Annotated in this window: 19 protein-coding genes; 10 read left to right on the forward strand and 9 right to left on the reverse strand. The window is 72.8% G+C overall.

What is annotated here, in order from left to right:
• The first annotated feature begins 45 nt into the window (after positions 1–45).
• Both ACFVU7_RS24070 and ACFVU7_RS24075 read left to right on the forward strand, forming a co-directional pair.
• Positions 46–4251, forward strand: coding sequence for an NEW3 domain-containing protein (locus ACFVU7_RS24070; protein WP_388047060.1), 4206 nt, complete (start codon positions 46–48; stop codon positions 4249–4251).
• Complete coding sequence (locus ACFVU7_RS24075) at positions 4248–4943, forward strand: hypothetical protein (RefSeq protein WP_388047062.1); 696 nt, start codon at positions 4248–4250, stop codon at positions 4941–4943. Before ACFVU7_RS24070 ends, ACFVU7_RS24075 begins: the two co-directional genes overlap by 4 nt.
• Positions 4944–5008: 65 nt before the next feature.
• On the opposite strand, the gene ACFVU7_RS24080 is transcribed toward ACFVU7_RS24075, so the two are convergent.
• The 3 genes from ACFVU7_RS24080 to ACFVU7_RS24090 all read right to left on the reverse strand — a co-directional run bounded on the left by ACFVU7_RS24080 (position 5009) and on the right by ACFVU7_RS24090 (position 7185).
• Entirely contained in the window at positions 5009–5521 is a 513-nt protein-coding gene (locus ACFVU7_RS24080; RefSeq protein ID WP_388047064.1) for a GNAT family N-acetyltransferase, read from the reverse strand.
• Positions 5522–5620: 99 nt separating this feature from the next.
• Positions 5621–6862 carry a helix-turn-helix domain-containing protein gene (locus ACFVU7_RS24085; protein WP_388047065.1) on the reverse strand — a complete coding sequence of 414 codons (1242 nt, stop codon included), beginning with the start codon at positions 6860–6862 and terminating at the stop codon, positions 5621–5623.
• Positions 6859–7185: a putative quinol monooxygenase gene (locus ACFVU7_RS24090; RefSeq protein WP_388047067.1), complete on the reverse strand. Its 327-nt coding sequence runs from the start codon at positions 7183–7185 to the stop codon at positions 6859–6861. Before ACFVU7_RS24090 ends, ACFVU7_RS24085 begins: the two co-directional genes overlap by 4 nt.
• A 227-nt stretch (positions 7186–7412) precedes the next feature.
• Here ACFVU7_RS24090 and ACFVU7_RS24095 point away from each other — a divergent pair, with 227 nt between their 5' ends.
• Together ACFVU7_RS24095 and ACFVU7_RS24100 are read left to right on the forward strand one after the other, a co-directional pair.
• The gene (locus ACFVU7_RS24095) at positions 7413–7907 is read left to right on the forward strand and encodes an ATP-binding protein (RefSeq protein WP_388047069.1); all 495 of its coding nucleotides are present in this window, start codon (positions 7413–7415) and stop codon (positions 7905–7907) included.
• A 110-nt stretch (positions 7908–8017) separates the two neighbouring features.
• On the forward strand, positions 8018–8191 hold the full coding sequence (locus ACFVU7_RS24100; protein ID WP_388047070.1) for a winged helix-turn-helix transcriptional regulator: 174 nt from the start codon (positions 8018–8020) through the stop codon (positions 8189–8191).
• Positions 8192–8227: 36 nt separating this feature from the next.
• Here the strand turns inward: ACFVU7_RS24100 and ACFVU7_RS24105 are convergent, their stop codons facing one another.
• Entirely contained in the window at positions 8228–9700 is a 1473-nt protein-coding gene (locus ACFVU7_RS24105; RefSeq protein ID WP_375877774.1) for a purine-cytosine permease family protein, read from the reverse strand.
• A gap of 239 nt (positions 9701–9939) precedes the next feature.
• Here ACFVU7_RS24105 and ACFVU7_RS24110 point away from each other — a divergent pair, with 239 nt between their 5' ends.
• Positions 9940–13443 carry a hypothetical protein gene (locus ACFVU7_RS24110; protein WP_388047072.1) on the forward strand — a complete coding sequence of 1168 codons (3504 nt, stop codon included), beginning with the start codon at positions 9940–9942 and terminating at the stop codon, positions 13441–13443.
• 36 nt (positions 13444–13479) lie between these two features.
• Here ACFVU7_RS24110 and ACFVU7_RS24115 read toward each other — a convergent pair whose 3' ends face one another.
• Positions 13480–14067, reverse strand: a complete 588-nt coding sequence (locus ACFVU7_RS24115; protein ID WP_388047074.1) for an ArsR/SmtB family transcription factor — start codon at positions 14065–14067, stop codon at positions 13480–13482.
• Positions 14068–14157: 90 nt separating this feature from the next.
• Here ACFVU7_RS24115 and ACFVU7_RS24120 point away from each other — a divergent pair, with 90 nt between their 5' ends.
• Complete coding sequence (locus ACFVU7_RS24120; protein ID WP_388047076.1) at positions 14158–15159, forward strand: S41 family peptidase; 1002 nt, start codon at positions 14158–14160, stop codon at positions 15157–15159.
• 51 nt (positions 15160–15210) lie between these two features.
• Here ACFVU7_RS24120 and ACFVU7_RS24125 read toward each other — a convergent pair whose 3' ends face one another.
• Complete coding sequence (locus ACFVU7_RS24125; RefSeq protein ID WP_388047078.1) at positions 15211–16449, reverse strand: serine hydrolase domain-containing protein; 1239 nt, start codon at positions 16447–16449, stop codon at positions 15211–15213.
• A gap of 196 nt (positions 16450–16645) precedes the next feature.
• On the opposite strand from ACFVU7_RS24125, the gene ACFVU7_RS24130 reads away from it, so the two are divergent.
• Positions 16646–17182, forward strand: coding sequence for a DUF1707 domain-containing protein (locus ACFVU7_RS24130; RefSeq protein WP_074005269.1), 537 nt, complete (start codon positions 16646–16648; stop codon positions 17180–17182).
• Here ACFVU7_RS24130 and ACFVU7_RS24135 read toward each other — a convergent pair.
• Positions 17130–18749: an FAD-dependent monooxygenase gene (locus ACFVU7_RS24135; RefSeq protein WP_388047080.1), complete on the reverse strand. Its 1620-nt coding sequence runs from the start codon at positions 18747–18749 to the stop codon at positions 17130–17132. The genes ACFVU7_RS24130 and ACFVU7_RS24135 overlap by 53 nt on opposite strands.
• 89 nt (positions 18750–18838) lie before the next feature.
• On the opposite strand from ACFVU7_RS24135, the gene ACFVU7_RS24140 reads away from it, so the two are divergent.
• The 3 genes from ACFVU7_RS24140 (at position 18839) to ACFVU7_RS24150 (ending at position 20461) form a co-directional block, all read left to right on the forward strand.
• Positions 18839–19423 carry a CGNR zinc finger domain-containing protein gene (locus ACFVU7_RS24140; protein ID WP_388047082.1) on the forward strand — a complete coding sequence of 195 codons (585 nt, stop codon included), beginning with the start codon at positions 18839–18841 and terminating at the stop codon, positions 19421–19423.
• 85 nt (positions 19424–19508) lie between these two features.
• A complete protein-coding gene (locus tag ACFVU7_RS24145; RefSeq protein ID WP_388047084.1) occupies positions 19509–19718 on the forward strand; it encodes a hypothetical protein in 210 nt (69 codons plus the stop codon).
• A gap of 377 nt (positions 19719–20095) precedes the next feature.
• Positions 20096–20461: a hypothetical protein gene (locus ACFVU7_RS24150; RefSeq protein WP_074005273.1), complete on the forward strand. Its 366-nt coding sequence runs from the start codon at positions 20096–20098 to the stop codon at positions 20459–20461.
• A 391-nt stretch (positions 20462–20852) separates the two neighbouring features.
• Here ACFVU7_RS24150 and ACFVU7_RS24155 read toward each other — a convergent pair whose 3' ends face one another.
• On the reverse strand, positions 20853–21206 hold the full coding sequence (locus tag ACFVU7_RS24155) for a hypothetical protein (RefSeq protein ID WP_143204687.1): 354 nt from the start codon (positions 21204–21206) through the stop codon (positions 20853–20855).
• Between the two features lie 201 nt (positions 21207–21407).
• Positions 21408–25556 (reverse strand): polymorphic toxin-type HINT domain-containing protein, encoded by a 4149-nt coding sequence (locus ACFVU7_RS24160; RefSeq protein ID WP_387829207.1) that lies wholly within the window; start codon positions 25554–25556, stop codon positions 21408–21410.
• Positions 25557–25897: the final 341 nt, after the last annotated feature.

The following is a 25897-nucleotide window of genomic DNA, read 5'->3' on the forward strand; positions in this document are numbered from 1 at the left end:
CCGCGCTGTCCCGCGCCGCCCTGTTCGAGGAAAGGAAGCACCCCCGTGCCGGTCACCATCACCGCCGTCGAGAGCACCGATCTGTTCGTCGGCCCCGAGGACGCCCCGCGCCAAGTGCTGCGGGTCACGCTGGAGGGCCCGGCCGCCCGGATCACCGTCAGCGGCCCGGGCGTCCGCGGCGAGGCGACCGGCACGGGCCTGGTCGAGGTCCCGCTGGAGATCGGCGGGGCCTCGCCCGGCGACCGACTCCCGGTCACCGTCCGGGCCTCCGACGCCACCGCCGAATCCCTGTCGGACGCCACCGCCGAATCCGTGGTCGAGGTCGCCGAGCCCGGCTGGACGATGTTCCTGGTCTCGCACTTCCACTACGACCCGGTCTGGTGGAACACCCAGGCCGCCTACACCTCCCCGTGGGAACTGCTCTCCGCCGACGCCACCACCCGGCCGCTGTGGGAGCGCAACGGCTTCGCCCTCGTCGACGCGCACCTGGACCTCGCCCTGCGGGACCCGGTCTACAAGTTCGTGCTCGCCGAAGTCGACTACCTGAAGCCGTACTTCGACCAGCACCCGGAGCGCCGCGAGACCCTGCGGCAGCTGCTGGAACGCGGCCAGGTCGAACTCGTCGGCGGCACCTACAACGAGCCGAACACCAACCTCACCGGCGCCGAGACCACCATCCGCAACATCGTCTACGGCATCGGCTACCAGCGCGACATCCTCGGCGGCGACCCCCGCACCGCCTGGCAGCTCGACGTGTTCGGGCACGACCCGCAGTTCCCCGGCCACCTCGCCGCGGCCGGCCTCACCGGCAGCGCCTGGGCGCGCGGCCCCTTCCACCAGTGGGGCCCGATCCAGAAGAACTTCCGCGAGGCCAAGGACGACGCCCGGGTGATGCAGTTCCCGAGCGAGTTCGAGTGGATCGCCCCCGGCGGGGACGGCGTGCTCACCCACTACATGCCGCACCACTACTCGGCCGGCTGGTGGATGGACTCCTCCCCGGACCTCGCCACCGCCGAACAGGCCGTCTACGAGCTGTACCGCAAGCTCAAGCCCGTGGGCGCGACGAAGAACCTGCTGCTGCCGGTGGGCACGGACTACACCCCGCCGAACAAGTGGGTCACCGAGATCCACCGCTCCTGGGCCGCCAAGTACCTCTGGCCCCGGTTCGTCTGCGCCACCCCCCGCGACTTCCTCGACGCCGTCCGCGCCGAGCTGGCGGCCACCGGCCGGCGGCCCAGCCCGCAGACCCGCGACATGAACCCGGTGTACACCGGCAAGGACGTCTCGTACATCGACACCAAGCAGGCCCAACGGGCCGGCGAGGTCGCGGCCGTGGACGCCGAGAAGCTCGCCACGCTCGCCTCCGTGCACGGCCTCGGCCGCTACCCGGCCGCGGCGCTCGACAAGGCCTGGCGCCAACTCGCCTACGGCGCCCACCACGACGCGATCACCGGCTCCGAGTCCGACCAGGTGTACCTGGACCTGCTCGGCGGCTGGCGGGAGGCGTACGACCTGGCCTCCGGCGTCCGGGACGCGGCGCTGGACGCGCTGACCGCGCGGATCTCCACGGCGGGCGCGGGGCAGGCCGTCGTGGTCGCCAACACGCTCTCCTTCGACCGGACCGACCTGGTGAGTGTCGAACTCCCTTCCGGCACCGACTCGGTGAGGGTGCTGGACGACGCCGGCTCGCCCGTGCCCAGCGCCGTCGACCGGGGCACCCTGCGCTTCCTCGCCGCCGACGTGCCCGCGCTCGGCTGGCGCACCTGGCGACTGGTGGAGGGGGAGGCGGAGCAGCCGTGGACGGCGGCTCCGGGCCTGACGATCGGCAACGGCCGGTACCGGGTGACCGCCGACCCGGCTCGCGGCGGCGGCCTCTGCTCGGTTCAGGACCTCCTGTACGACCGGGAGTTGATCCAGGACGGCCGGATCGGCAACGAGCTGCGCGTGTACGAGGAGTACCCGCAGCACCCCGACTTCGGCGAGGGCCCCTGGCACCTGGTGCCCAGCGGACCGGTGACCGGCTCCGGGGGAGCCGACGCCGCCGTCCGCCGGGAGACCGGGCCGCTCGGCGAGCGCCTGCTGATCGACGGCACCGTCGACGGCGTCCGGTACGAGCAGACCGTCACCCTCTGGCGCGGCCTCGACCGGGTGGACTGCCGCACCCGAGTGGTGGACTACTCCGGCGCCGACCGGCTGTTGCGGCTGCGCTTCCCGGTGGACGTCCCCGGCGGCCTGCCGGTCAGCGAGGTCGCGGGCGCGGTCGTCGGACGCGGCTTCGCGATGCCGGACGTGGACTCGGCGGAGGCGCCGTGGACCCTGGACAACCCGGCCAACACCTGGTTCGGCCTCGGCGCCACCGCGCGGGCCGAACTGACCGACAGCACGGGGACGGTGACCGGTTCGCGCGCCCTCGGCGTGGCCGAGGTCGTCGTCCCCACCCTGGACGACGCCGCCGACGCCCGCCCCCTGGTGGTCGCGCTGGCACGGGTCGGGGTCACCGCCACCACCTCGGGCGCCGACTGGGCGCGGTACGGCTGGCTGGACGTGGACTCCAACCTGCCGGACTTCCGCATCGTGGTCGGCTCGCCGGACCTCAACCCGGTGGCACGGGAGTTGATCGACCTGGCGGGCGAGGAGTACGCGGCCGCCCTGAAGACGCACGGCGCGGTCTGGGTACCGGCGGCGACCCCGCTCACCGAGGTCTGGCGCCCGGACGCCGACCTGCGCGACCTGCGCGCACTGCCGGCACTGATCGTCTCCGACCCCTCCGCCCTGGTCGACGACCTGGCCGACGCCCGGATCACCGCCGTCTGCCCGTCCGCCGTCCAGGACCAACTCGCCGACCACACCGTGGCCTTGCTGAGCTTCGGCCTGCCCGGCTTCGCCGTCGACACCACCGGCGCGCTGCACCTGTCGCTGATGCGCTCCTGCACCGGCTGGCCGTCCGGCGTCTGGATCGACCCGCCCCGGCGCACCCTGCCCGACGGCGCCTCCTTCCAACTCCAGCACTGGACACACGAGTTCAGCTACGCACTGGTCGGAGGCGACGGCGACTGGCGGGACCAGACACTGCCCGCCCAGGGCCAGGAGTTCAACCACCCGCTGTACGCCCGGATCGCCCCCGCCCAGGAGGGACCGCTGCCGGCCACCCTCTCCTGGCTGCGGGTCGAACCCCAGCGCGAGGTGCTGCTCGGCACCCTCAAGCCGAGCGGCAACCCGATCGCGCACGGCTCGGCCGCGCCGCTCGGCAGCGAACTCACCGTCCGGCTGGTCGAGTCGACCGGCCTCGGTCGGACGGCGAAGCTCACCGGCGCACTCGGCCTGGACGACGTACGGGCCGCCGACCTGTTGGAACGCCCGCGCCCGGCCGACGGCCCCGCCCTCGACCTCGCCGGCTCGCAGATCGCCACCCTGCTCGCCTCCCCGGCCGTCACGGCCCCGGAGGGTGAGACGGACCTCGGTCCGGTGGCGGAGACGGCCCAGCCCGTCCACGCCCGCTACTGGCTCCACAACCGGGGCCCGGCACCACTCGGCTACCTCCCGGTGTCCGTCGGCGCCTCGCCCGGACTGCTGCGGACGGCGGGGGAGCCGGTGACGCTCTCGGTCGCCCTCTCCTCCCAGCTGCGGGACGCGGCCGTCGAGGGCACGGCCGTCGTACTCCCGCCCGAGGGCTGGACCACGAGCCTCGGCAGCCGCCCGTACCGGCTCGCACCCGACGGCCACCTGCGCTTCCCGGTGACCCTCACCCCGCCGGCCGACGCCGAGCCCGGGCTGCACTTCGCCGCCGTCCGGATCGAGCACGACGGCCAGCAGATCGAGGACGTGGTGACCATCGCCGTCGGCGACCTGCCCGACCTGCTGCCCGTCCCCGGCGACACCCCCGAGGACTGGACGATCGCCCAGGGCACCAAGGCGACCAGCGGCCGCGACACCGGCCTGGACGTCGAGGTCTCCACCGAGACCCTGCACGTCGTCCCCGGCAGCCGCACCGCCCTCTCCCTCACCCTCACCAACCGCACCCGCGGCGAGATCCGGGGCGAGCTGCAACTCGTCTCTCCCTGGGGCACCTGGGACGTCATCGCCGACCCCGTCCGCGGCTTCACCGTCCCGGCCGGCAGCTCGTCGGTGGTCGAATTCGCCGTCTCCGTCGCCGAATCCACCGACCCGGGCTCGTACTGGGCCCTGGCGAAGGTCATGTGGTTCGGCCGCTGCCAGTACGCCCCGACCGTCGCCCTGGTGGTGGAAGCATGACCCTCGGCCTCCTCGACGGTCGCCCCCTCCCACGTGCGGCCCTCGACCACCGCCTCGCCGCCCTCCGGAACGGCCCGCGCGCCACCGCCCTGCCACAACCAGGCAGTTCGGAGGACCGCCAGCTGACCCGCTGGGTCGCGCAGGTCTTGTTGACCGAAGCCCTCTGCGAGGCAGTCGCCGCCGAACGCGACCTGCCCGTCGACACCTCCGGCCCCGCCCGCCTCGACCAACAGGCCGCCGTCGAACTCGGCTCCATCACAGCGGCCGCCTACGAGGGCAACGCCGCCGTCCGCGCCGTCTACGACGCCGTGACGGCCGACATCGACCCCTCACCCGAGGACATCGCCCACTACCGCACCCTGACCGCCCGCCCGGCGACCGAGAGTTGGCACCTCGCTCTCCCCGACGGCGAGTTGGAAGCCGACCCCACCACCCTCCCCGTCGCCCTCGCCGAAGCCCTCCGCACAGCCCCACCCGGCGCGTGGGTCACCACCGGTCCCTGGACGGCAGCCCTCCTCGCCACCCACACCACCCCGGAAGGCGACGACCCCACCCCCACCCTCCGCGCCGCCGCCCGCCGAGCAGCATTCGTCCGCTGGCTCGACCACGAGCGCGCCCAACGCCTCACCCTGGCCGAGGGATTGGAACACCCAGGCGACCCCGCCCAGCCCGACAACCACCACCGCCACTGAGGTCCGCGGTCATTCCCGCCGTGCTCGCCCCGAGCACGGCGGGCATGGCTGTGCGGACCGGCCGGTCAGCGCAGAGTGCGGACCATGACGGCAAAGAGCGGAGCGTCTTCGAACGGCCGGTGCTCGCCGACCTTCTCGTACGCCCAGCGCTCGTACATGGCCTGGACACGAGGGTGGGTCACGTCGACATAGAGAACGGCCAGCGCCTCGTCCCGTCCGGACAACAGTGCCTCGTGCGTCTGCTCGGCGATGCCCAGCTTCCGCCAGTCGGGGCGCACCATGACCTCGGAGACGGCGAACGTCGACGTGTCGGCGGGCGGCGGCATGTGCTGGCGCCACCACTCGCGGCCGAACTCCTGCCGCGCACCGTAGGAATAGCCGATCGGCTCGTCACCGTCGTAGGCCATGACGCAGCTGTAGCCGGGCCGGGAGGTCCAGTGCTTGGCAAACCACGGGAAGCGCTGGACGAAGGGGTCGTCGGCCTGGTCCCGGTAGGCATCCGCGTGGATGTCGATGAGCAACTGCGCGTGGTCGGCGGGAAGACCGCCGGCCTCGTAGCGGCGGAGGGCTATCGTCACTGGGTTTCTCCCTGGGCGTGGACTCGGTCGGTCCACTCTCGCGTAGCCGCCGAGATCGTTGCCAGGGCACGTCGTCGGGCTGCGGCCTGAACTTCGCTCTCAGCCCGTCGCGTTCGCGCGTTTTGCGAGCTTCACCAGCTCCGACGGGGCGTTTCGACCCGCGATGACGACGAGCTCATGGATCGTCTCCCGGGCTGCCGCGTGGCTGCGGATGCTCTCCGGGGCCACTTCCTCGGCCCGGAGGAGACAGTCCAAGGCCTCGCCGAGGTGGCGTCGTTGGGCGTGTGCCCGTCCCAGGTCGATCAGGAGTCGCGATCTGCGTTCGGGTGACAGCTGTTCGGCATCGATCTGCCGACCCAGGTCCAGGGCTTCGCCGGCGTCGCCGAGATCGACCGCTGTCGAGACGGCCTGTACCTCCACATTGGTAGGGCCGAACTCCAGGTTGAAGTCGTTGCGGTCCTCGCCGAGTTGAGCTGCGACCGCGCGGGCGTTCGCCAGTTCCGTCCGGGCCCGCTCGCGTTGGCCGGCGCGAGCCGCGGTCAACGCGAGGACCAGGTGCAGCGAACCGAGGACCGATAGTGCTTCGGGGTGTGGCGGGTTGGCTGACGTGATGTGCTCGGTGAGGACGGCCACGGCGCTCGTGGCCGCGTGTTCGGCCTGATCCAGCCGACGAAGTCGGACGAAGGCGTGGGCCAGCCGGAAGATGCCCGCGAACACATGGAGCGGATGTGCGGACTGCTCGGCGGCACGGATGGCCCGATCGGCAGCGACCCAGGCCGCATCGGGCTCGTCCTGGCGCACGAAGGCCGCAGCCATCGCCTGGTACGCCTGGCTCAGCAGGAGATGGATGGCGGGGCGGGATTCACTTGGTGCGGTCCGCGCTGCCCGCTCCAACTTCGGCAGAGTGCCGACGATGGCCGTGCTCAGTTCGGCGAACCGTGCAGCGTGTGTCAGGTCCCAGAGCTCATCCACGGCGGCGGTCAATTGCTCGGCATCGACACGTTCGACCTGCGGGCGGGTCCTGAGCAGGCTGTCCAGCGCGGGATGACCGGAGAGCGACAGGCGAGCCATGTCGAGGTCGTTGGGCTGGTCCGGTTCGGGCCGTGACGCGGAAGCTGGTGGAGGGGCGTCAGGCCGCAGGGTCTGGACTGAGACGCCGAGCCCGTCCGCAAGGAGCTGGAGTACATCGAGCCGGACTACGGGTTGAACGCCACGTTCGACCTGGGACACCCAGCTGGCGGTGCGGTTGATGACGGCGGCGAGTTGATCCTGCCGCAAGCCACGGCTCTTGCGAAGTTGGGCGACCCGGGCTCCGAACGCCCGCCGCTCGTCCGGACTCACCGGGAGGCCTGGTCCGGAGAGGAGCCCTTACCTGAGATCTCCTCGAGGAATGTGACGTCGAAGGAGGCGAGGTACTGGGCGCGTTCGGCGAGAAAGGCCTGGACGTGCGGCTGTCGCTCGTGCTCCTCGAAGGCCTCGCGGTCCGCATACAGCTCGTAGAAGACGCGGACGGTGGGCTCCTCCGGTACGGCGTGGTTGACGTACACGAGAGTGCCGGGCTCCTTGGCGCGGATGCCCTCAAGTGCCTTCTCTGCCAACCGGTCGAAGGCACGAGCGGCTTCCGCGCTGTGGGCGACGAAGCGGACGACAAGACCGAATCCCATGGTGACGACTCCCCTTCCGACGTTGGCTGAGTCTTGCATGACTAGGCGAAGCTCTGCGAGTAGTAGTTTTCCTTGACTCGCAGTTTTTCTGCGACTACGGTCAGTGTTGCAGCCATGACGGAGGGTGCTGTTGGCGGCCTCGCTTACGCAGGCCGACAGCCATGCCGCCCACGAGGTGGAGCAGAACCCCGCCATGTCGATCGCTCATATCCGGTGATGGAGGAGCAATGGGGTGGAAGATGATCGTCAGCCCGCTCAAGACCGCTCGGTTTCCGGTGCCCCTGGGGTGGGATGTCCCGCCGGACAGCGCGGCCGTGCCGCCGGCGCGGAGGCTGGTGATGGACATCGTCCGCTTCTGGGATGTGCCGCTCTCCGGGGAAGCACTGCAAGAGCTGGAGCTCTGTGCGAGCGAGGTGATCGCGAATGCGATGGAGCACTCGAAGGCACGCTGCACGGTGACCGTTCGCCGCGCGGGCGAGCGGCTGCGTGTTGAGGTCGCGGATTCCAACCCGGCGTTCGAACGCGGTGGAGCGGATCCGGAAGCGACCAGTGGACGTGGGCTGATCCTCGTCGAGGCGCTGGCTCATGCGTGGGGCTGGCATCCGGTGGAAGGGGTGGGCAAGGTCGTGTGGTTCGACTTCCTGGAATCCCACGAGGCGCGGTGCCCCACGTACGGGTGGGGCACCGCGCGCAACCTCTGCGCGCAGAGCTTGGTGGCGTGAGCCGTCCCGCTGAGAGTGATCTCGTCGTAGGTGAAGTGGTACGACTACTTCCTCTATGGCGGCAAGGGCCCGGCCCGGGATCGGCGGCGGTCGCCCGTAGCTGTTCGGGGGTGCTCAGCACCCGCATCGCCGGGCTGACCGAGGCCGGTCTGCTCGCCCCGCACGACGACGCCTACCGGCTCACGCCGCTCGGCGCCGACCTCGTCACCGCCCTCGGCCCGCTCACCGCCTGGAGCCACCGGTGGGCCGCCGAAACGGAGCCGCCCGGCGGTCGGCTCGGGTGAGCCGACCGCCGGGCGGTCCGGGGCGTGGTCGTGCGGTCAGACGGTGGCGGCCTGCTCAGCGGCCTGCTCGGCAGGCTGCTCGTCGGTGCCGGAGGTGTTCTCCCGGGGGGTCGGGAGCACGGCCATGATCACGCCGGAGATCACGATGGTCGCCGCCCAGGCGAGCCCGTACTTGCCGACGAAGGTGCCGGAGAACGGGCCGGCGAACCAGTCGCACTTGGTGAAGGCGAGCCCGGCCAGCAGCGCGAGCACCCAGGAGACCATCGCCTGCCAGCAGAAGCCGCCCGTGTACCAGTAGCGGCTCTTCCTGCTGGTGTCCATGAGCGCGGCGGCGTCGTAGCGCACCGCGCGCGAGCGGCGCCGGTACATGTCCACCGCGTAGACGCCGATCCAGGCCGAGAAGGAGACGGCGAGCAGGATCAGGAAGGTGATGAACGAGCCCAGGAAGCTCTTGGCGACCAGCATCAGCAGCAGGCCGCCGACCAGCGAGATCACGGCGTTGATGCTGACGGCCATGGCGCGCGGCAGCTTCACGCCCATGGTCTGCGCGGTGAAGCCGGCCGAGTACATGGAGAGGCTGTTGATCAGCAGCATGCCCACGATCGCGGTCAGCAGGTAGGGCACGGCCAGCCAGGTCGGCAGCAGGTCGCCGAGGAAGGAGACCGGGTCCGCGGCCTCGGCCAGGCCGGGCGAGGCCACCGCCATCACGGCGCCCATCAGCACCATCGGCACCATGACCAGGCCGGCGCCGGAGACCGTCACGCCGACGATCTTCCGGCCGGAGGCGGCGTGCGGCAGGTAGCGGGCGAAGTCCGGGCCGGTGGGGACCCAGCTGATGCCGCCGGCCGCGATGGTCCCGATGCCGGCGATCATCATCGCGGTGGTGCCCGCGGGCTTGGAGAAGACCTCGCTCCAGTTCATGGTCGCGACCAGGTAGCCCAGCACGAGCACGCTGAAGACCCCGAAGAGGTACGTCGACCAGGTGTTGCAGACGTTCAGCGCCTTCCGGCCCATGCCGGAGACCAGGAAGGTGCAGGCGACGAAGGCGAAGAGCGTGATCACGATCAGCGCGGTGTTGCTCTTGACGCCGAAGACCAGGTCGAGGACGGTCAGCACGGCGTAGGCGCCGGTGACGGCGTTGATCGTCTCCCAGCCGAACCGGGCGATCCAGAGGATCGCGCCGGGGAAGAGGTTGCCGCGCACCCCGAAGGTGGCCCGGGAGAGGGTCGCGCCCGGGGCTCCGCCCCACTTTCCGGAGACCGACAGCACGCCGACCATGCCGAACGAGATGAGGGCGGCGCACGCGGCGACGACCAGGACCTGCCAGAAGTTCAAGTGGTTGAACACCACCAGGGCCGCACCCATGGTGAGGAGCAGGACGCTGATGTTCGCCGCGACCCAGGTCGGGAAGAGCTCGCGGACTCTGCCCCGGCGCTCGTGGTCGGGGACAGGCTCAATGCCGCGGGTCTCGATCGCGCCGTCGTTGGCGTCGGTGGACGGATTGTCCATGAGGGTGGCTCCGTGCGTGTGAAGCGGGAGGTAAATCGGTCAAATAAGATATTTGTGGAACTCTTCGCGCGTAGCGGGAGTCGAATCATCCTACTTTGTTCTGAGGGCAAAGCGGTTGGCGCGGGTGCTCGCCGGCGGCCGTCGGCGCACCCGTCTCCTGGGCCGCCTCCCGGACCCTCGGCCGGTCCACCCGGAAAACCCTGCGACCGCGGGGGCGGCCGGCCTGTTGAATGGCCCGCATGTCCAGTGCACCGCACAGCCCGGCCGAAGCCGTCGACCACCTCCTCGCCGAGCTCGCCCCGCTCGCCCACCCCGCCCGGATGCGGCGCCTCGCCGCCTGGACGAAGGAACGGGCAGCGGAGGGACCGAACGAGGGCGACGGGCCGGAGCGGTTCGGCCCGCTGCTGTCGGAACTCGACAAGCGCGGCGCCTACGGCCGAGGGCTGGCCGGAGTCGCCGCCACGATCGCCGGGGACGGCGCCTTCGTCGCCGCGCGGCTCACCGATCCCGACCCGGCGGTCAGCCGCCAGGCCCTGAAGGCCGCACTCCACCTGCCGGTCGCGGACGAGCTGCTGGCCGCGGCGATGGCCGACGCGCCCGCCGTCCTGCGCCACCGGCTCACCACCTTGATCGTCGCCCGCGGGCGCACCGCGCTGGCGGAGCGGCTGCTGCTCCCCGTCCGGCAGGCGTGGGGGGACGCGGCGGCGGCCCGGCTGCTGCCGGGCTGCGGGCCCGACACCGTCGCCCGGTACCTGCCCGGGCTGTTCCTCGCCGTGACGCACTGGAGCACCCTGGCCCGCCGCCACCCCGACCTGCTGCTGGACGAGGTGGCCCGCCAGCTCGCCGAACTGCCCGAGCCGGCCCGCCCCGCCTGGTGGCAGCGCAACGCGGACGTCCTGGCGGCCGCCGCCGGGCACCGACCGGAGCGGGTGCTGGACCTGCTGGAACGCCACTGCCCCACGTGGTTGCCGCAGCCGGTGCAGGGGTGCCTGGGCCGGTTGCTGACCGCCGCGCCCGGCCGGACCATCCGGTTGATCGCGCCGCCCGAACGCGCGGCCACCGCGTCGATCTCCCGCAGCGCGCTGACCCGGGTCGCCCGGTTCGACCCGCCCGAGCTGCCGGACCTCGGCCGGGCCTGGAGCACCGCCCCGATCTGGCTCGCCCGGCTGCTGCGCGCCCTGCCGCCGTCCCGGCGCGAGGCGTTCTACGACCTCGTCACCGCGGACCGGGACCTCAGCCGCAGCGAGCTGTCCGGGGCCGTGCTCGACGCGCTGCCCCGCCGACGGGCGCAGGCCGAGGCCCGGCGGATGGCCGCGCAGGCCGCCGAGCGCGGCGCCGCGTGGTCGGTCGTGCTGGCCCACGTCGCCCACCTGCCGGTGGCCGAGGCCCGGCCGCGGCTGCTCGCCGCCACCCGGCGGCCGGCCGCGGAGGACCGGGCGCTGGCCTACCCGCTGCTGGTCCGCAACGCGGCCCGGTCGGGCGAGCCGGCCGCCGTCGGCGAACTCCTCGACGACCTGCTGCGGCTGCGCAACGAGCAGGATCCGGTCCGCTCCCCGGCCCTGGTCGCGCTGGCCGAGGTCCCGCCCGCGCTCTTCCGGGGGGAGGCGGCGGCCGCCGCCCTCGGCCGGATCGTCACTGACGCCGTCGAGGCCCGGGACACCTCCTGGCAGACCCGCCGAGCGCTCTCGGACCTGGCCCTCGGCGTCCTACGGGAGCACGCGGTGAGCGGTGAACAGCCGCTACTGGGCTGGGCCCTGGCCGCCCTGCGGCAGCTCTCCGGGACGCTCGGCAGCGTTCCGCTGGGCCGACTGGACACCGTGCTCCGGCGCGGACAGGAGGCACAGGTCTTCGAGGCGCTGCGCCCGTGGCTGGCGGCCGGCGCGGACCGGGTCGACCACACGCTGACCTTCGCCCTGGCCGGAGCCCTGGGCCGGCGTGCCCACCACCTGCCCGAACTGCAGGAACTCCTCTGGGAGGCCATCCAGTTCGGTGACAACGCGACCTTCATCCAGGCCGTCCGGTACTGGCTCGCGGACCCGGCCACCCGCGGCGAACGGGTGGCACGGGTGCTGGAACTGGAACCGTCGGCCGCCGTCCTGCCGCCGGTGCTCCGGGTGCTGGCCCGCGGGCGCACCGACCTGCTGGACACCGTCCTCGCCGACACCCCGCCGTACGGGCGCTTCCTGGCGGCGGGGACGCACTGGCTGCCGCCGGTCGACGGGATCGAGGGCTGGACACCCGCCCAACAGGCCGCTGCCGCACGCCTGTTGGCGACAGCCGCGGCCGACGCCTCGCTGCCCCGGCAGGTACGGGCCGGACACCTGCGCACCGTGGTGGCGGTCCCCGAGCGCGGCTTCGCCACCGTCCGGCCGTACGTCGACTCCCCGGACACCGTGCTCGCCGAGGCCGCGCTCGGAGCCCTGATCTGGACCGACCGGCCCGCCGAGGCACTGCCCCTGCTGCTCGCCCAGGCCGGGAACGACCGGGCGCGGGTCGCGCTGTACGCGGCCGGGCGGGCCGCCGGGTTCGTCGCGCCGTCGCGACTGGCGGGCATGCTGCGGGCGGTGCTGCTGCCGACGGCGGACGGGGCCGCGGAAGCCGGTGGAGGGGCGGCCGGCGGCGGTGGGGCGAAGGTCACCAGCCGGAAGGAGCTGGTGCGGCTGGCCGCCCGGCTGCTGCCAGTGGACACCGCAGGCGCACTCCTCGCCGAGGCCCACGACCTGCCCGGCCAACACCGTGACGTCCGGGCTGCGGTCGTGGCCGCCACCGTCGACCTGCTCCCCGCACCCGCGGCCTGGCGGCTGCTCGAAGACGCCGCGACGGGTGCCCCCGTGGCCCGGTCCGCCGTCCTGCGCACCCGGCCGCTGGACCTGCCGACCACCGACCGCCCCCGCTACGCCGCGCTGGTGGCCCGGGTGGCGAGCGGCGACGACCCGCACACCGCCCAGGTCGCGCTCGACCTGCTGGCCGCCTGGTCGCCCTGGTACCCCGAAGCGGAGGAGCTGCTGCTGGCGGGCACCGTCGACCTCGCCAACCGCTCCTCCTGGCGGGCCGCGGCAGCCGGCCTGGCCGCGCTCGCCGTCGGCGGCACGGGCCGCCGGCTGACCGAGGCGCTGGCGCAGCTGCTGGCGAGCGAGGCGTCGGCCGCGGGAGCCCCGGAGCGGGAGGACGGGGACGTGGACGGGGATGGGGACGGCGACGGTGGCGGCGGACTGGACGCGGCCGCCGACCGGGACCGGCCGGCCCGGCAGCGGATCGACCACCTGGTCGCCCGGCTCGCCGCCGGCGTGGCCGACCGCCCGTCGGCGGAGGGCCTGAAGGCGGTCGGGGAGGCAGCCGAACTCCTCTCCACCGAACCTGACTTCATACCCAAGGCCATCCAATTCCTGACCGCCACCCTGGAGTTCGACACCACCCAGGACCATCTCCTCGCCGAACTGGACCGGTTGGCCGCCCTGCACAGTGACCGCCCGGTGTTGGCCGCCCGCACGGCCGAGGCCCTGCGGAGCCGGCTCAACACGCCTCGCCGCCCGGGCGACCCGGCGGTCCTGCACACCGTGACCGAACGGCTCGCAGCCCACGGCGGCCACACCCAAGGCCTGTTCGCGGTCGGTCTCGCCCATGCCCTGGGCCCGCGCACCGGCTGGCGCTCGCAGTGGCGAGCACTGCTCCGTACCCTGCGCCGCCACCCGCAGCCGGACGTCCGGGAGGCGGCCCTGGCGGTACGGACGGCGACGGAGTAGAAGGGCGGGGGAGCGGGGCCGGTAGGGGCGCGGCGGTCAGTCGTCGCGTCCGGCGGCCTGTTCGTAGAGCGCCACCAGGACGCCGTGCACCGGCTCGCCGGGCGGGGCCTCGGCGGCCTCGGCGACCAGGGCCTGGAGGGTGGCGCCGAGGCGCGCGGCCTGGTCGGCGGTCAGCCGCAGGTGCCGCAGGACCAGCACCGGCTCCTGCGGGGCGTTGGCGCACTCCTCGGCCACCGCCTTGAGCAGGGCGGTGGTCGGCCCGGCGTCGCGTCCGGCGCCACGCTCCGTGACGGCGATCCGGCGGGTGGTGCGCTGGTAGAGGTGCTCGCTGCCGCCGCGCACCTTCCGGGTCTCCACGATGCGGACGACGCCGGCCTCCTGCAGCACCTTGAGGTGGTGCGCCACCGTGCCCTTGCGGCTGTCCAACAGCGCCGCCAGTCGGCCGACCGTGGCGGGCTGCCCGCCGAGTGCCAGCAGCAGCCGTTGGCGCAGCGGGTGGGAGAGCGCCTTGTACTGCTGCGGGCTTTCGATGGTCAGCTCATGGTCCTCGGGCTGCTGGCCCTCCGGCTGGGGGGCGTGGGACTCGTGCTCCTGGGGCCGGTCTTCCCGCTGCTGGTCGTCCATGCGCAAAGCGTCCAATTTTATTGACGCTTTCGCAAGCCGCGTGCTCTACTCGTCGCGACCTGACCGAGCATCACCAGCGGGGGACAGCAGATGGCGCAGCTCCAGTCGGCCGAGATCACCGGGATCGTCACCGAGGTGAGCCGGCTCACGGCCGGGCTCTACGTCTTCCCCGAGATCGGCGAGCGGATCGCCCGGGGCCTCGACGACGCGCTGTCCCGGGGCCGCTACCACCAGGCCGGCGACCCCGAGACGCTCGGCTGGCTGGTCACCGAGGACCTCCAGTCCGTCAACGGCGACGGCCACCTGCGGCTCAAGTTCCACCCGCACGCGATCCCGACGGAGCAGGAGGACGGCGCCGTCCTCGCCGAACTGGCGCGGGCCGCCGACCTCTCGCTCGGCGGCGTGCCCCGGATCGAGCGGCTGGAGGGCGGCGTCGCCCTGCTGAAGCTCGCGCCGATCCTCTTCCCGCTCGACATGACCGGCGACTCGCTGAACGCCGCGCTCGGCCTGGTCGCGCGGGCCGAGGCCCTGGTCCTGGACCTGCGCGAGTGCGTCGGCGGCGACCCGTACACGGTCGCCCACATCTGCGGCCACCTCTTCGACGGCCCGACCCACCTCAGCACGATCTACGACCGCGAGGAGGACGCCGAACGGCAGTTCTGGAGCCCCGCGCCGGCACCCGGCCCGCGTTTCGGCGGCAGCAAGCCGCTCTACGTGCTGATCAGCGGGGCCACCTTCTCGGGCGGCGAGGCGCTCGCGTACGACCTCCAGCAGCGCGGCCGCGCCGTGGTGGTCGGCGAGGCCTCCGGCGGCGGCGCCAACCCCCGCCGGGGCTTCACGCTCCACCCCCACCTGGAGGCCACCATCCCGACCGCCCGCTCGATCAACCCGGTGTCCGGCGGCAACTGGGAGGGCACCGGCGTCATCCCGGACACCGCCACCGACCCGGCCCGGGCCCACCAGACGGCCCACCGCGCCGCACTGGCCGACATCGCCCGGCTCGGCGGCGACACCCCGTCGGCCGAGGAGGCCCGACAGGCCCTCCACGGCCGGGCGGACGACCACCCCACGCCGCCGGACGCCCGGCTCTGACCTCCGGCCCTGGCATCGGGCGCTGCGCCGGTTCTGCGTCCCGGGAGTGGTTCAGTGTCCGGGGGTGGCCCCGCACGCGGCCGTGGTGAGGAAGGCCGTCACCGCGGACTTGGCGGCGCGCGGGTCGGAGCGGTCGTACGGGTTGTGGGAGAGCACCAGTCGGCGTCGGCCGTCGGCGGTGCCGGCGACCATCGTCGAGTAGCCGGGGAGGTCTCCGCTGTGACCCCAGAACACGCCGCAGGGAGTGTCGAACCGGGCCAGCCCCAGCCCGTATCCGCGTCCTGGGCCGGCGTCCGTCGTCCTGGTCATCTCGGCGAGTTCGGCGGGCCGCAGCAGCCGGCCGTCCAGCAGGGCGGCGATGAAGCGGTCGAGGTCGGCGGCGCTGGAGATGCCCTGACCGGCGGCGCCCATGACGGACGGGTTGAGTTCGGTGACGTCCACCGGCCCGGTCGAGAGCTTCACATAGCCGTGCGCGTGGGGTCCGGGCAGCCGGACGGAGCGGCCGGGCATGGCGGTGTCACGCAGTCCCAGTGGCTGGATGATCCTCCGGTCGACCTCCTGCTGCCAGGGGTGGCCGGTGGCCTTCTCGATGAGCAGGCCCGCGAGCAGGTAGTTGGTGTTGGAGTAGTGCCAGCCCTGTCCCGGCGGGAAGTACGGAGCGTTGCGGGTGGCCAGTGCGAGCAGGTCGGCCGGCTGGTAGGTCTGCCAGCGCGGTCCCGCCAGCCAGTCGAGGTACTGCGACTCGTTCTGGGGATCCAGGCCAGGCGCATCGGTATAGTTGTACAACCCACTGGTGTGGTTGAGGAGTTGGCGGACGGTGATGGCCGAGCCGTTCGGGACCGCACCGGGCAGGTGACGGTCGATCGGGTCGTCCAGGCCGATGCGCCGCTCGGCGGAGAGCTGGAGCACGACGGTGGCGACGAAGGTCTTGGTGACGCTGCCGATCCTGAACCGGGCGTGCTCGGGTACCGGCGTGCCGGTGGCCAGGTCGGCCACACCGGCCCGCCCGCGCCAGACGGTCCGCCCGTCCTGCCGGACCTCGCCGACGGCTGCCGAGGAACCAGCGTCGACGATGCCCTGGAGCGTGGTGCGCAGTGCGGTGGCCTCGGCGCTTCCAGCCGCCAACATTCCCTGCTCGCCAGACGGTTGGGCATCGACCGATAGGCGGCCGGGGGGTGCGGCGAAGCTCGGGGCGGCACCGGCGCCGAGCAGGGTGGCGGCGGCCAGGAGCGCGGCCGCCGAGCGGAGGCCGCGCCTCAGGGCGCGCGGAGGTGTCGTCACGTCGGACATGGGCTGCTTCCCTCCCGGGGCAGGCGCGCATCGCCGCCCCCGTACCGAGCGTGCCGGAGGGGTTCCCGCCCGGGCATCCACCGGAGGTGCCGCGCCGTGTCCTCCCCGGGACCGGTCGGGCCGGTCGGGCGTCGCCCTGCGGGCTGAGCCGGTCCTACACCGCGGCCCGCCCCCGGAGCGGGACTAGAGTAGGACGGTGACCGCTCTGCCGGACAACCTGCCGATCAACGACGTTGAACGCGACCATGCCGTGGAGCGCCTGCAAGAGGCGTTCACCGAAGGGCACATCTCGCGCGAGGAGATGGACGACCGTCTCCACCAGGTGCTCACCGCGAAGACGCGTTCCGACCTCGCGCCGCCCCTGGCCTCGCTCCCCGAGCCGGACCAGGGAGCGGTCCCGACCATCGCCGCCGTCAGCGGGCGCCTGGTGCGCCGCGGCCCCTGGCGGGTTCCGCGCAGCTTTCAGGTGGCGTCGGCCTTCGGGCGGGTGCACTTGGACCTGTCGGAGGCGGTCATCGAACATCCGGTGATCGACATCGAGTTGGGGCTCGGTACCGGCAGTGCGAAGATCACCGTCCCGCGCGACGCCGTCGTCGACCTCGACGGCCTCCAGGGAGGCTGGAAGGACGTGCGTTACACGCCTCCCCGCCGCTCATCCGTGGGCAACCCGACGATACGGATCACCGGGACCACCGGCTTCGGCCGTCTGAAGATCCGGCACGCCCGGCGCTGAGCGTTGCGGACAGCAAGCGCCGCAGGATGATGAGCAACTCACCTTGTCCGGCGGGTGGTTGATGCGCCCGCCAGGCGATGTGGCCGTCCGGGCGGACGAGGACGGCGCCGCCGGTGGTGGCGGGAAGGCCGGTGGTGCGGGCCCAGTCGGGGGGCGCCAGGGTGTGTACGGTGACCGGCAGTCCCGCCGCTGTCGCGGTGTCCGCCTGGTGCTGCCAGCCGGCGTCCTCCGTGGCCGTGGTGAACAGGGTGAAGCCCGGCCCGACCAGGTCGAGGGTGGATGTGGCTGCGGCCCCGGGCGGGCCGGGGAGGCGGAGGTGGGGGAGGCGGGTGCCGGGCGTGCCGTCGGGGTGTTCGCGGTCCGGATCCAGGGGTGGCCGTTCCGGGGCTGTCGGGTCTGCGAGGACCGCCGTCGAGCGGTAGGCGGCGGTGAGCAGCAGCTCGTCGTCGATCCGGTACCCGGCGCGGGCACGGGAGTTGGCGAGCGAGATGTCGATGACCTGCCGGGCCACCGGGCGCCGCTCGGCCTCGTAGGTGTCCAGCAGGGCCTCGCCGGCCGTCCCGGCGGTGACCGCCGCGAGTTTCCAGGCGAGGTTGTCCGCGTCGCCGATGCCGGTGTTCATGCCGTGCCCGCCGGTCGGCGGCACCACGTGGGCGGCGTCGCCCGCGAGCAGCACCCGTGCGCGGCGGTAGGCCCCGGCGAGGCGGGCGTCCATCCGCCAGGTCATCGTGTCCTGGACGGTGACGGCCAGGCCGGGCAGTCCGGCGGCCTCCCGGACCAGTCGGGCGAGTGCCCGGTGGTCGCCCAACAGGGCGTCGATGCCCGGGAGTTCTGGGTCGTACGGGTACTGGTAGATCCACCGGCGGTCGTTGTCGACGGCCAGGAAGCCGCCGCGGCCCGGTTCGGTGAGGAAGTACGAGGCGCTGGCGCGGTCGGCCACCACCTCGCCGAGCGGTGCCTCGAAGCGGATGCTGAGGAAGTGGCCGAGGCCGGTCGGCCCCGCCATCTCGATGCCGGCCGCCGTGCGGACGGTGCTCGACGCGCCGTCGCAGCCGACCAGCCAATCGGCGCGCACGGTGTGGCGCTCGCCGGTGGTGCGGTCCTCCAGCAGGGCCTGGACGTGTCCGTCCCGCGGGGTGAGGGAGAGCAGGCGGGTGGCGAACCGGACGCCATTCGGGGCGAGTTGGCGGGCCCGTCGGAGCAGGACGGCCTCCAGGGCGTCCTGCGAGCAGATCAGCCCGGGGGTAGGGGTGCGCTCGGCGTCCTCCGGCGTGCCGGCCGCCACGCCGGTGCGGACGAAGTCCGGGTCGACCAGGCTGCGGCCCCGGTAGAAGAACACCTGCGAGGCCGGGAGCCCGGCCCGCCGGACCTCCTCCTCCAGTCCGCACCGCCGGAAGACCTCCATCGAACGCGCCGACACCCCACGGGCCTTGGGGTGGCGCGAGGTGTCCGGGTGCGCCTCGACGAGCAGGTGCGGTACGCCGTGGCCGGACAGCAGGACGGACAGGGTCAGGCCGACCGGTCCGCCGCCGACGATGAGCACGGGTGTGGTCCCGGGGTATCGCATGCCACCACTCCTCAGTAACGCCTACTGGGTCATTTTGACGTTACCATGGTCCGGACGGCACCCTCCCAGACCTCGCGAGGCGACCCCCCATGGCGCAGTCCCAGTCCCAGCCTCAACCCCAACCCCAACCCCAGTCCCGGCTCCAGGACGGCGACGACGGCAACCCCCGCGGCCTCCACTTCCTCACCGACCTCGCGAACACCGTCCGCGAAGACCCCGACGCGGGCGCCGCCGAACTCCAGGCCCTCCTGGAGCGCCACGGCGGCCCGCCCCTCCGGCTCACCGACGCCGACGCCCGCGAACTGCGCCAGGCCACCGCCGAGGTGACCGCCGTCCTCGAAACCGACGATCCGGACCACGCCGCCGACCTGATCAACACCCTGCTCGACCGCCACCCGCCCCGCCCCCGCCTGGTCCGCCTCCCCGGCCGGCCCTGGTCCCTGCACACCCGCGCCCCCGCCGACGCCGGCCTCACCCACTGGCTGCTCTCCACCGCCGCCCTCGCCCTCGGCCTGTGGCTCAGCGAACGCGGGACCTGCGCCTGGGGCCGCTGCGCCGCCCCGGGCTGCGGACGCTTCTTCATCGACACCGGCCGCCGCACCCCACAGCGCTACTGCACCCCCCGCTGCGCCACCCGCGTCCGCGTCGCCGCCCACCGCGCCCAGAAGAGCTAGAGGACTGGTGGTGACCGCCGGGGTCTACGCTGCCGCCGGAGGGCCCCTGGAGGGTGGCCCGCACAGAGCGAAAGTGAGGGCCGCCATGGCCGGGCGACACCGCCGCCCCCCGCAGCCGGAGCTGCCGCCGGACTCGGACGGCCGGCTCCGGGCCATCGCCGAGCAGCGGGCGGTCGTCGAGGACGGCATCGCCGTGTTCGACGGCTCGGGCGTCCCGTACCTGTACCGCACCGTGTACGAGCCGGACGGCACCGTGCGGCAGACCCTCATCAGGATCGATACCGGGCCCCTGTGACCAGTCGGCCCGGCCGGGAGGCGTCAGCGGAACGGCCCGCCCGGAGACCTGCTCACTGTCGGCCCCGGTGGCTGTCCGGCGCCCAACTGGCGAACCTCGGGTCGAGGTTCGCGCACGTGGACGACCGTCCGACCTCACCCCCATGGTGCGGGACGTACCCTTGGGGCGCCCTTACCACCCCGGTGCCGCAGGGGTGGACCGCCGCCGCTCGTGGCCGACTCCGTCGTTGACGACGGTCGTTCGAATACGTCACGCTCGGTGGAACGCCGAGGGCGGGTGCCGGTCGTGCCGCGCTCCGTGCGCCGCCGCCGATGTCCTGGTGCCCCGCCACCCCGGCCTCCGGATGCCCACCGTGAACCCCGTGTGGAGGTACCGCCATGTCCAAGCGCCGTCTCGCCGTCCACGGAGCCGCCGTCGCCGCTCTGACCCTCGCCGCCGTGCTGCTCCCGGCCGTCGGCGCCCACGCCGCGCCGCCCGCCGACTCGTGCACCCAGAACTGGAGCATCAGCTCCGGCGAGGGCTACGCCAACGGCAAGTGGTGCAACTACAACTCCAAGGTCGTCGGCACGGTGCACGACACCAAGGCGGACGGCCGCTGTCCGTACGTGCGCGGCAGCCTCTCCAACGGCGGCCACGTCGACAGCGACTGGGCCGGCGGCAAGGGCAAGTCCCGCGCCATCACCCTCTACGCGCCCTCGGGCACCCACATCACCGGCCTCAGCATGCGCTACATCGGCTGCTGATCCCGGCCGGGAGCGACTGAGGGCAGGTGGTCCACCGTCAGGAGCACGGCCCCGGCCGCCGCTCCTCCTCCGCACCGACGACCGCCCCCGGCTTCGCGTGCCGCCCTGGACGGGACAACGGTCACCACCACCCCGGCCCCGGGCGTCAAGCAGCGCGTCGTCGCTGCCGCCCTCTGCCGCTGAGACCCGCGTCCGCCGACCCCGATCGGGGTCGGCGGACGCTTCGGCCGCCGCTGCCCGGTAACTGGTCGCGGGGCACCAGATGGAACACCCACCTCTCGCCGAACACCGTCTCGGCTCCACCCCGGCGGCTCTTCCGGGCCCACCCGCTCGCGCGTCCGTCGTCCGGTCGGGTGGTGGCGGGGCCGGGCGGACGGAAATCGCTGCGCCTCTATTTCACCGCCCGAAAAGGCGAGAAGTGCGACGGTGCATCAAGCCACTCGTGGTCCACGTGCCATTGGCAGTGGGTCCCGATCACATAGCCGGCACCCGAGTTCAGGACGAACAGTTCGTCGGGGGCCGCAGGGAGGGCGAGGCCGAACTCCCGCGATTCCTCCGGGGTCTCGATCCGGTCGATCGACAGGCTCGACACGTCCGCCGAGACGCTCATGTGCCGGACATTGGTGAAGAGGACCTCGATGCGCTCGTCGGCGTCGAACCTCGGTGCGCTCCGGAGGAGGAGCCTGGAATAGCTGAACCCGTAGGCCCAGATCTTGAACTCGCGATCCCACTCGATCAGGCGCATGAACGTTCCCATCCGACGGACAACACAGGACTCGGCACGTCCGGCTCTTCCGGACGTGCCGCAATGACCGAGAGGCCCCTTCGACCGGCGGCGGTGGCCGCGGCAGAAGGGACCTCACCGTCGAGATCAGCCGGTTGGACGGCTGAACCGACTAGTTCCCTTCGGTACGTCCGCTACGGAACGTCGTGGTCGGCTGCCGGATCATCCGGCGGCCCGAAGGGCGTTGAAGTCGGGCAGGGACAGTTTGATGTCCTTGCCCCCGTACCGGAAGGTGATCGAATCCCAACTCCGGTTTCCCAGTCTGACGGACTCTCCGAGAATGTTCATCTCCTGCTGCGTCGTGATGGAGGACAAGCCCGCTCGGCCTTCCTTGTAGAAGTCCTCGAAGAGTTCCTGCGGCGTTCCGGGCTTTCCGTTGGACATCCTGAAGCCGTCGAGGACGACGTAGATCCGCCGGCCGGGCTGCTCGTGGGCGACGTCCCGGACGGCTGCCACAGCATCGTCGTACGTCTTGTCGAGGAAGTGCTCGTACCCGTTGGTGTCCGCGAAGTTGCGGAGGTCGCCTTCCTTCCGGATCCCGAGGGCGACCCCGCACACCTCCGTGTTGTGCACCAGGACCGGGGTCTCGCCGGCGAGGACGTAGTACGTGTGGAGGTCGTCGACGGTGAGGTTGTAGGCGGCCTGGAGGGTGTTCCAGTGTCGGACGTCCTCGATGCGCTGGGGCCGGCCGGCCGGGTCGCGCAGTTCGTCGCCGGTCCTGAGGTCGGCGGCGTCGACCCACTGCTTCTGGTTCTCGGCCCAGAAGGGGTGGTGGTCGGTGCTGGTCAGGGACTGTCCGGCGCCCAGGGAGACGTCGGTGAAGTCACGGTCGTCCGGGGTGTAGATCGTCGCGCTGACACGACGGGGTGCCGTCAGCCCGGTCGTGGGATCGCCGGCCAGGACTTCGTCGCCGACCTTGACGGATTCGATCGGGCGGGTGGAACCGTCGCCCATGAGGACGCGGGTGCCGGCCGGGAAGCTGTTGACCGGGCAGGTCTTGGGGAGCCGGCCGACCAGCTTCTTGATGAACTCGGCGGCCTTCTCGCCCCAGGAGCCGAACTTCTTGGCCCACTGGGCGAACTTGGCGACGGCGGCTCCGTCACCGACGAGGGGGATCGCCGAGATGCAGGAGAGGTAGGCGTCCTGGGTCCGGCCCTCGATGGCGTAGTAGGCGCAGTTGACGAGGTCGGCGATGTCGGCGAGGCCGGGGGCGATGACGCCGCCGGCGCCGCCGATGACGTCGAGGGTGAGGTGGATGCTCTCGGAGAAGAGACGGTAGACAGCGTTGATGTTGTCGCTGTTCTCCTTCTGCTTCTTGATCTCCTCCTCGAGCGCGGAGATCGTCTCCTGCTTCTGCCGGGCGTCCCTGGCCTGCTTCTCGGCCTCCTTGCGCTCCGCCTCCAGCCTGGCGAGCCGCGCCTTCTCCTCGGCGTCGTACTTGGTCTGGTAGCTGGCGAAGGCCTCTTTCTGGGCCTGGTCCGCAGCCGTCGCGTCCTTGCCGGCCGCCTCCGCGGAGGCCCGGGCGGCGTTCGCGGCGGTGTAGGCGTTGGATGCGGCGAACCGCGCTTGCCCGGCGGACTGCTCCGCCTGCCTGGCCGAGTACATCGCGGAGGCCGCGTCGCGGTTGGCTGAGGTCTTGGCGGCGTTGGCGGTCTTCGCGGCCGCGGCGGCCTTGGTGGCGTCGGCCTGGGCGGCGTCGGCGGCGGCCTGGGCCGTGGCGACGTGCTGGGCGGCGGTGTCGGCCGACGCCTTGGCGGTGGCCTCGTAGCCCCTGGCCTCGTCAGCGACGCCGCGGGCGTAGGCGGCGGCGGCCTGGGCCGTGGCCGCGTTCTTCTGGGCCGACGCGGAAGCCGCGGTGGCCTCGGCGATCAGGCCCTTGACGTCGGCGACGTGGACGGCGGTGAGCCGGTCCTTCTGCTGGGCGGTGTACTGGCCCTCGGCCACGAACGCGCGAAGCTTGAGTACCGGGCCTTCGAGGGCGACCCTGGCCGCGGCCTTGAGCTCGGGCTCGGTGGCCGGGGCGTCCTCGAGCCGGGTGGCGGTGAGGCGGTCGTCGGCGGCCTGCGCGTCGGCCAGGCCCTTGGCGAGGAAGTCGCGCAGGGCAGTGGGGGTGTTGGTCCGCAGCGCGGTGTCGGCGGCGGCCTTGACGGCGGGGCCGGCCTTGTCGCTGAGGCGGGTGATCGTCAGCCGGTTGGCGGGGGCGGCGGCCTCGAACTGCCCACTGTCCAGGAACGCACCGACCTGGTCCGCGCCTCCCTGGAGTGCGGTGTAGGCGGCGTTGCGGACCGCTTCGTTGTCGTCGTCCTCGTAGATCTGGGAGGCGCGATCGTGGTCGTCCCGCGCTTCGGCCGCGCGGCGTTCGGTCCTGACGTAGCCGAGGACGGCGGAGTCGTTGCCGACAAGGGCGGCCTGGGCCGCGGCCGTTCCCCAGGGGCCGGAGATCTTGCGGGAAAGGATGGCGAGCTTGCGGCCGTCGGTCGCGACCTGTTCCGGGGTGGCGCCGGGCTGGTTGACGGCCTGGGCGAGGCGGTCGGCCTCGGTCCGGGCTTTCCGGACCTCCTGGGCGGCCTGGTCGGCCTGGGTCTGCTTCGCCGTCTCGTCGGCCTTGGCCTGGCGGGCCTTCTCCACGGCGGCCGCGGTGCGGTTGGTCAGGTCCTCGGCCTCGGTGCGGCGGGTCAGGTCCTGGAGCGCGTTGGCCTGGTCGACAGCGCGCTGCGCGTCCGCGGCGGCGGCCGAGGCGGCGTTCGCGTGGTTGGTCGACTCCTGCGCGGCGTTCCCGCTCTGGCCGGCGTGGTCGGCGGCGTCCCGGGCGGCCTGCGCCGCCGCCGCGGCGTGTTCGCCCGCGGACTTCAGGAGCGTCGCGGCGGCCTCGGCCTGCGTCGCGGCCTCTCCGGCCAACTGCTGGGAGGCCGCGGCGGCACGGCCGGCCTCGGCGGCCGAACGGCGGGTGGCCGCCGCGGCCTGCTTGGCCTTCGCCGACTGGCCGCCGGCGCTGTCCGCGTAGGCACCGGCCTGCTCGGCGGAGCCCGCCGCGGAATCGGCGTTGCCCTTGGCGCTCAGCGCGGCACCGGCCGCGTCCTTGCTGCTCTTGGCGGACTCGTTCGCCTTGACGAGTGTGTCGTTCGCGGCCGCCGCCAGCTTCGCCGCGGCCGTGGCGGCGTCGGCGGCGACCCGCGCGTCGTGCGCCTTCGTCGCGTCACCGGCCGCCGCGGCCGCGGCCGTCTCGGCGTTGGCCGCGGCCCGCTGGGCCCCGGCCGCCGCGGCAGCCGCGTTCGACGCCGCGTAGGCGGCGGCCCGCGCACCCGCGTTGGCCGCACGGGCGGCGGCCATCGCCGTCCGCGCCGCCGCACCCGCGCGCTCGGCCGCCGTCGCGGCCTTGTTCGCCGCCTCCGTGGCCTTGGCCGCGTCGTTGCCGGCCTTCTGCGTCTCGGACGCGGCCAGCGCGGCGGCCTCCATGGCCTTCTGCGCCTCGTGGACCGCCTTGTCCTTGGCCTCGACCGCCGCGGCGGTCTCCTGCGCCGCCTGCGCGCCCGCGTCCTTCGCCTGCTGCACCAGCAGCGCGATGCTCGCGCGCTCCTGGTCACGGCTCTGCGCGATGTACTGGCCGGTCGCGAGGAAGTCGCGCACGTCCTGGATCGACCCGTTCAGCGCGGCGCGTGCCGCGGCCTGGGTGTTCGTGCCGCCGGAGCTGAGGATCTGGACCAGCTTGAGCCGGTCGTCGGCATCCTTCGCCGGGTACTGTCCCTCGGTCAGGAACCGCTGCAGGTCGTCGCTGGTGTTGCTGCGCAGCGCGGCGTCGCCGGCGGCCTGCAGGTTGCGGCCCGGGCCCATCGCGGGGTCGGTGATCCGGGTGATCATCAGCCGCCGGTCGGCGTCGAGTGCCGCCTGCCAGCCGCTCTGCAGGAAGGTTCGCAGCTCGTCGGGGGTGCCCTCGATGGCCTTGTCCGCGGCTTCGCGGACCTTCGGCCCGCCCACACTGGAGATCTGCGTGGCCGCGAGCAGGTCGTCAAGGCGCTGGGCGCCGGCGAGGTCGTTGTCGACGAACCGCTTCACGTCCTGCTCGGAGCCCGCGAGCGCCGCCTCGGCGAGCTCGTGGACGCGAGGACCGCCGTTGAGCCACGCGGTCAGCGCGCGCTCGCGGGTGGTCGGTTGGACCTGCCCACCGGTCGGCTCGGCAGCGGCGGCGCTCTGGATGCCGGATCCCACCAGACCGGCCGTCAGGGCGAGCGGCAGCAGGCTCAGGGAGAGCCTGCCCAGCAGCGGCGGCCCTCCCCTTCCTTGCCGTCGCGAGCGGGATATCGATTGGCGCACCAGAAAACCTCCACTGTCGGCATCGGCCGAATCCCGGCCGCAGCGGAGCCTACGCCAAATGATGTCACGACAGGACGCCTACGAAGTCAAGAAGTTGAGAGTTCAGACACGTGCAATAAACCCCCCTCAGTGGGTCCATATTTCGGCAAAGCGAGCGCATCGCCAGGAAGTGCTCAAGCTATTCGAAACTGTGACAGAGTGCCTGTTCGGGAGGGGTCTCCGGAAGAAAGACCTGGCGTGTCGTCAGTTTCATCTGGTTCGATGGGGCCGTATTCCGTCCTTGATCACGAAGGTGCCGGGTGATTGATTCCGCGCACCCTCGTCACTCATGACGTGCCATC

Origin of the sequence: Kitasatospora sp. NPDC058046, from assembly GCF_042885595.1 — a bacterium.
Lineage (GTDB): Bacteria > Actinomycetota > Actinomycetes > Streptomycetales > Streptomycetaceae > Kitasatospora.

Excerpts from the sequence above, each read along its gene's own strand:
- ACFVU7_RS24075 (WP_388047062.1), top strand. The coding sequence starts at position 4,248 with ATGACCCTCGGCCTCCTCGACGGTCGCCCCCTCCCACGTGCGGCCCTC.
- ACFVU7_RS24090 (WP_388047067.1), bottom strand. The coding sequence starts at position 7,185 with ATGGGATTCGGTCTTGTCGTCCGCTTCGTCGCCCACAGCGCGGAAGCC.
- ACFVU7_RS24095 (WP_388047069.1), top strand. The coding sequence starts at position 7,413 with ATGGGGTGGAAGATGATCGTCAGCCCGCTCAAGACCGCTCGGTTTCCG.
- ACFVU7_RS24105 (WP_375877774.1), bottom strand. The coding sequence starts at position 9,700 with ATGGACAATCCGTCCACCGACGCCAACGACGGCGCGATCGAGACCCGC.
- ACFVU7_RS24110 (WP_388047072.1), top strand. The coding sequence starts at position 9,940 with ATGTCCAGTGCACCGCACAGCCCGGCCGAAGCCGTCGACCACCTCCTC.
- ACFVU7_RS24115 (WP_388047074.1), bottom strand. The coding sequence starts at position 14,067 with ATGGACGACCAGCAGCGGGAAGACCGGCCCCAGGAGCACGAGTCCCAC.
- ACFVU7_RS24120 (WP_388047076.1), top strand. The coding sequence starts at position 14,158 with ATGGCGCAGCTCCAGTCGGCCGAGATCACCGGGATCGTCACCGAGGTG.
- ACFVU7_RS24125 (WP_388047078.1), bottom strand. The coding sequence starts at position 16,449 with ATGTCCGACGTGACGACACCTCCGCGCGCCCTGAGGCGCGGCCTCCGC.
- ACFVU7_RS24135 (WP_388047080.1), bottom strand. The coding sequence starts at position 18,749 with ATGCGATACCCCGGGACCACACCCGTGCTCATCGTCGGCGGCGGACCG.
- ACFVU7_RS24140 (WP_388047082.1), top strand. The coding sequence starts at position 18,839 with ATGGCGCAGTCCCAGTCCCAGCCTCAACCCCAACCCCAACCCCAGTCC.
- ACFVU7_RS24145 (WP_388047084.1), top strand. The coding sequence starts at position 19,509 with ATGGCCGGGCGACACCGCCGCCCCCCGCAGCCGGAGCTGCCGCCGGAC.
- ACFVU7_RS24150 (WP_074005273.1), top strand. The coding sequence starts at position 20,096 with ATGTCCAAGCGCCGTCTCGCCGTCCACGGAGCCGCCGTCGCCGCTCTG.
- ACFVU7_RS24155 (WP_143204687.1), bottom strand. The coding sequence starts at position 21,206 with ATGCGCCTGATCGAGTGGGATCGCGAGTTCAAGATCTGGGCCTACGGG.